At 35.5% G+C, this 3,390-nt stretch carries 2 protein-coding genes; both read left to right on the forward strand.

Features of this window, described 5'->3' with window-relative positions:
• Positions 1-271: 271 nt before the first annotated feature.
• Entirely contained in the window at positions 272-2,239 is a 1,968-nt protein-coding gene (locus tag AB1630_11510; protein ID MEW6104420.1) for a HEAT repeat domain-containing protein, read from the forward strand.
• 27 nt (positions 2,240-2,266) lie between these two features.
• Positions 2,267-3,390 (forward strand): Ig-like domain-containing protein (locus AB1630_11515; GenBank protein MEW6104421.1); only part of this gene is annotated, 1,124 nt, incomplete at its 3' end.

Here is a 3,390-nt window from a genome sequence, read left to right on the forward strand (position 1 = left end):
GGACAAAAAACAAAAGGCTTATACACAAACAAAGATAGGGCAATATTCTGGGATTTAAGGAATGAACAAGGACAAATGGTATCCAAAGGCCTATATTTCTATTCCCTAAAGGCAGATGGTTTTTCTGCCATAAAGGCAATGGTTGTAAAATGAGAAATTGAAAAATGGTAGTAGAGGGTTATTTTAAAAAACCTTGACAACTTGACAAAATATAAAAACAAAGAATATCATAATAAATTATGATTAAAAATTGTCAGAGAGGTGATGTCTGATGAAGACAAGATTAAGTAAAGGGATAGCTTGCCTAATTACCTTAGGCTTGCTGGCAGGGCTAGGATTGGCAGAAAAGAAGCCTGCTCAAGAGCCAGCACAGGTAGAAAATCCTCAACCACTGGTTCAGCCAAAGGTGGTAGGGACTGAAAGTGAGTCAGTTGAGGCAACAGAAGAGAGGGGGGAAATGAATATAAGTAAAAAATGTACCTGTGAGAAATTTATAGTAAGTTTAGATACAAGAGAAGAAATTTGTAAAAAGATACCTCAACTTATTAAACAATTAAATTGTCCTCGCTCATTCCATCGAGAGAGAGCAATAATCCTTCTTAGTCGATCGGGAGACCCTCGTGCAGTAAAACCGCTTATTGATGCAATGTTGAATGATAGAGATGAAGGACTAAGGGCTTTTGCAACAGTGGGTTTAAGAAATCTTGCAAGTGATGTAGATAAAAATTTGGCTTTAAAAGAAGCCTTTGAAAAAGATGGAATCCCAGTTTTAAATGAAGTAAGTAAAGAGGAGACAAAAATTCAAGTGAATAATAAACCTATAGATGTATACGATTTTCCGATAAAACCAGGAACTGAAGAATGGAAGGCACTTGGTTCAACTGAAAACAGAATAAAAGCGTGTCAAATACCAGAAGATATTCTTAAAAAGATGTCAACAGAAGGATTAATTGAAACATGTTTGGGATATCCCGGTCTCCCCAATATGTTTCTATCTAATAATCCACAGACAGGGTTTGATAGCATAGTTCGTACATTTAATGGCCTTCAGGAATTATTAAGAAGAAAAGATGCAGGCACAAAATTATTAGCAAGGTATCGCCAAATTCGCAAATTAGACCGTCAGTCAATTCAAAAAGAATTGGGTAAACTTGGTACTTTGTATTTCCGTTGTTTTGAAATGTTGATTAGTCAAGATGTCATCCTTTCTAAAATGACTAAAGAGGAAAGAATTGAGTTGTTAAGAGAGAGCATTTGGAAATTTAATGAAAAACAAAAATACGATTTATATAGTTCTGCTTCTAAAGATAAAGAGGGAAAACGTAGAGTCAGAAGTCCTGAAACACTTTTAATTATGGGACGAATTTTGCAAAAGGAAAAATTTGAGCCGTTCATATTAAAGACACAAAATAAAGAGTCTTTGCGAATTTTCTTTGAAAATCCACATTTATATGGTTCAAAACTTATAGACGAAATTATCCCAGAAGCTGAAAAGTTTCTTAAAGAACAAGAAAAAAGGAAGCGAAAAATAATGGATGTATACGATTTTCCGATAAAACCAGGAACTGAAGAATGGAAGGCACTTGGTTCAACTAAAAAAAGAGTAGAAGCGTGCCAAATACCAGCAGATATTCTTAAAAAAATGTCAACAGAAGGATTAATTGAAACATGTTTAAGATATCCCGGTCTCCCCAATATGTTTCTATCTAGTAATCCACAGATAGGGTTTAATAGCATCGTTCGTACATTTAATGGTCTTCAGGAATTATTGGGAAGAAAAGATGCAGGCACAAAATTATTAGCAAGGTATCGCCAAATTCGCAAATTAGACCGTCAATCAATTCAAAAAGAATTGGGTGAATATGGTACTTTGTATTTTCGTTGTTTTGAAGTATTAATTAGTCAAGATGCTATTCTTTCTAAAATGTCTAAAGAGGAAAGAGTTGAGTTGTTAAGAGAATGCATTTGGAAATTTTATGAAAAAGAAAAATTTCTTGATGTATATGGATATGTTTCTCCCGAGGGAAAACGTAGAGCCATCAGTCCTGAAACACTCTTAATCATAGGGCGAATTTTACAAAAGGAAGAATTTAAGCCATTCAAATTAAAGATACAAGAAAAAGAGTTTTTACGGATTTTTCTTGAAAGAGTTTCCTGGGATGGCGAAAGAATTATAGATGAAATTATTCCAGACGCTGAAAGGTTTCTTAAAAACAAACAAGAAGAGGGAAACAAATAAATGTTTAACTTTAGAAAAGTAGGTTATATGTTTTTAATTATAGGATTTATCTTAAGTAATACAATTATTGCATTAGCAGATGTTCCTACTACAGTCTTAACACCTAAAGGAACACCAGTTGTGGCAGAGATAAGGACGTGGGAACTTGATCCTTCAGAAATAGAATATTGGCGTCAGAGTGTAGCTAAGTACTTTCCAGAAGCAATTCTCATAAGCTCCGCTTCACGTAAATATAACTGCCATTCTTATGCTTGGCATAGTCAGGCAGCAAGCAATAACATTTGGATTAATAGACCTGAACAAAAAAAATACTGGCAAGATGGAAGTTATTGTTGGGTTGCAACAGCAGAAGGTACTCCTTCTAATGTGCCTAATGATGCGCGTGTTTCTTATGATGGTGATGATCATTCAGCAATTAAATACTCAAATACTCATTTTATATCAAAGTGGGGTGAAGGCCCTGTGATGTTACATACACCTTATCATTGCCCTGATGTGTATTTAAGTGGTGGCTTGCAGTTATCTTATTATTCCAGAGACACCTCCCCACCTCCCGACACCACCCCACCCGATATTTCCATTACCAATCCTTCTGAAAACCAGGTTATCAATACTTCAAATGTTGTAATCTCTGGAAGTGTAAGGGATTTAGGACAAAATGCCTCTGGGATAAAAACAGCAAGCCTTAATGTAGGAGGAGGTATTCACATCCTCTCAGAAGGCAATTTTAGTGTAAAGGTTAGCCTTTCTGATGGAAAACATACCGCAATAGTAAATGCAAAGGATAAGGCAGGAAATACAAGTAGCAAAGAAAGGCATTTTGTAGTAGACACACAGCCACCAAAGACAGAGATAAATGGGGTAATTACAAACCAGAAGAAGATAATAACCATAAAGAGAACAACCATCATTTATACTGATTGCCAGGGCAATGAAAAGAGGAGGGAGACAATTGAGGAAAAAAGCGAAACAATAGAAAAGGGAAAGGCAAGCTTTACCTGGGAAGGAGAGGATAACCTAACCACATCCAATATGCTTAAATTCTCATATCGGCTTTCACCTTCTGCTTTTGGAGGATTTAGCTATTCTAAATCAGTTGAGTATAAAGGGCTTTCTTTTGGAAATTATCTCTTTGAGGTAAAGGCAATAGA

Source organism: bacterium (assembly GCA_040753555.1).
Classification (GTDB): domain Bacteria; phylum UBA9089; class UBA9088; order UBA9088; family UBA9088; genus JBFLYE01.

Bases quoted from the DNA above. Each gene is read 5' to 3' on its own strand.
- AB1630_11510 (MEW6104420.1), top strand. From the start codon at position 272: ATGAAGACAAGATTAAGTAAAGGGATAGCTTGCCTAATTACCTTAGGC.